Genomic DNA, 2,269 nt, shown 5'->3' on the forward strand with positions numbered 1-2,269 from the left:
CGTCTTTTTTGTGTTTTATAACTTTTTTTCAAAGCTAAATATTTTGAAGTGCTTCTCGCTTTTCAAAAAGGTTTTTGAGTACGTAGCTATATAAGTTTTATTCAATTTCTTTCGTGATTTTTTATATGTAATTTAAGATTTTCTATTTTATTTCTTAAAGATAGGATTCATCAGTGTGTTAAAATAGTACAGTTGTTTTTGATGTACTTTAATATAAGAAGATTTAAGTTAGAAAAGGAGATAATATGAAAAAGATAAGTATAATTACTATAGTAGTCTTAGTCCTGCTAGTAATCGTGTATATGTTAGTTGGAAATTATTTTTATAACTATGCGTTAAATGCGAAACAAGAAAAGGAATTTTTGCAAGATAATCCTCATTTAGTAGAAACGGTAAGTGCATCGGGAGATGTATTGGCTGCAAATGAAGAAAAGAATGCAAACTTCGTATCGAAGTATAAACCTAACACATTAACTATACGTTCTTTCGATAAATTAAATTTAAAAGGTTATGAATATATGAATGAACCATCTAGTCATAAATGGGCAATTGTAGTTCATGGATACAATGGTAGAGCATCAGAAATGACGAAATATGTTCGTAATTTCTATGAACAAGGCTATAATGTCATAGCACCAGACCTTCGTGGACATGGAAATAGTGAAGGAGATTATGTTGGTATGGGCTGGCATGATCGTAAAGATGTTTTGATTTGGATTCAACAAATCTTAAAGAAAGATCCTAATGCTGAAATAGCTCTATTTGGTGTTTCGATGGGCGGGGCAACTGTAATGATGACTTCAGGAGAAGATTTACCTTCTAATGTTAAAGTTATTATTGAAGATTGTGGATACTCAACTGTTATTGATGAATTTACTTATCAACTAAAAGATTTATTCCATTTACCGAAGTTTCCTGTTATGAATGCGGCAAATACGGTTACTAAATTAAGAGCTGGTTACGATTTAGAAGAGGCTTCAGCTGTAAAACAAGTAGCGAAAAGTAAAACACCTATGTTATTCATTCATGGGGATGCTGATACATTCGTTCCTTTTGAAATGTTAGATGAAGTATATAATGCTGCAAAAGTAGAAAAAGAGAAATTAATTGTTCCAGGTGCTGGACATGGAGAAGCGGAGAAAGTAGATTCGAATAAATATTGGAATACTGTATGGAAGTTCGTAGGGAAGTATATTCCGGCATAATTAAAATTGTTGCATTTATATAGACGATAATCGGAGGGATAATAGTTAATCCTTTTGATTATCGTTTTTTTGTTAATTAGGTATTCTGCTATAAGTGTGTTTTTGTATGTACTATATGAAGGAGATAGAGCAAAAACTTTTGAATTCCTTAATCTCAGTGCTACAATGATTGAAAACTAAATGTTAATGAGGTGTTTTTATGAAAATTGAAGTATGGTCGGATTTTGTATGCCCATTTTGCTATATTGGGAAACGTAGATTAGAGATGGCTTTAGAGCAATTTCCATATAAGAAGGATGTTGAAGTTGAGTTTAAAAGTTTTGAATTAGACCAAAATGCTCCAATCTATTCTGGAACAAGTATTAATGAAGTACTTGCATCAAAGTATGGAATTAGTATTGAAGAAGCTAAGCGTAATAACGTACAGTTAGGAAATCATGCAGCTAGTATGGGTTTAAGTTTTAATTTTGATGAGATGAAGCCGACTAATACTTTTGATGCGCATCGTCTTGCGAAGTTTGCAAAGAATCAAGGGAAAGAAAAAGAGATTACAGAAAATCTACTTTTTGCATATTTCACTGAATCGAAAAATTTAAGCGATGTGGATACACTTGCTACTATCGCTGAAGCTTCAGGTTTAGATAAGCAAGAAGCTTTAAATGTTATTAATGATAAAAATGCGTATGCAAATGATGTTAGAATTGATGAAGCGATTGCTCAGCAATATCAAATTTCGGGAGTGCCTTATTTTATTATTAATCAAAAGTATGCTATTTCAGGTGCACAACCACTTGAAACTTTTGTTGGTGCACTTCAGCAAGTGTGGGAAGAAGAGAATCCTGCACCTAAGTTGCAAGAACTTTCTTCAGAGGGTGGAAGCGATCTTTCTTGTACTGATGGAAGTTGTTCGGTGCCGTCGAAAGAACAATAGTTTTTATGGTAGAAGAGCACCCCATAGATTGTTCTGTGGGATGCTTGTATATAACTTATAGAAGAAATACGTAAATGAAATCTATAAAATATAAAGTTTTTTAAAAAACGTATTGACGATTATACTTTAGAGG

Annotated in this window: 2 protein-coding genes; both read left to right on the forward strand. The window is 32.3% G+C overall.

All coding sequences use genetic code 11. The annotated features are described in order from the left end of the window. Window positions 1-245: 245 nt before the first annotated feature. Window positions 246-1,205: an alpha/beta hydrolase gene (locus DN404_RS30235; protein WP_033692091.1), complete on the forward strand. Its 960-nt coding sequence runs from the start codon at window positions 246-248 to the stop codon at window positions 1,203-1,205. 199 nt (window positions 1,206-1,404) lie between these two features. Next, window positions 1,405-2,136, forward strand: coding sequence for a DsbA family oxidoreductase (locus tag DN404_RS30240; RefSeq protein WP_000687954.1), 732 nt, complete (start codon window positions 1,405-1,407; stop codon window positions 2,134-2,136). Window positions 2,137-2,269 lie beyond the last annotated feature (133 nt).

The sequence above is a fragment of the Bacillus sp. TE8-1 genome, assembly GCF_008368855.1.
GTDB classification, from domain to species: Bacteria; Bacillota; Bacilli; order Bacillales; family Bacillaceae_G; genus Bacillus_A; species Bacillus_A cereus.

Bases quoted from the DNA above. Each gene is read 5' to 3' on its own strand.
- DN404_RS30235 (WP_033692091.1), top strand. From the start codon at position 246: ATGAAAAAGATAAGTATAATTACTATAGTAGTCTTAGTCCTGCTAGTA.
- DN404_RS30240 (WP_000687954.1), top strand. From the start codon at position 1,405: ATGAAAATTGAAGTATGGTCGGATTTTGTATGCCCATTTTGCTATATT.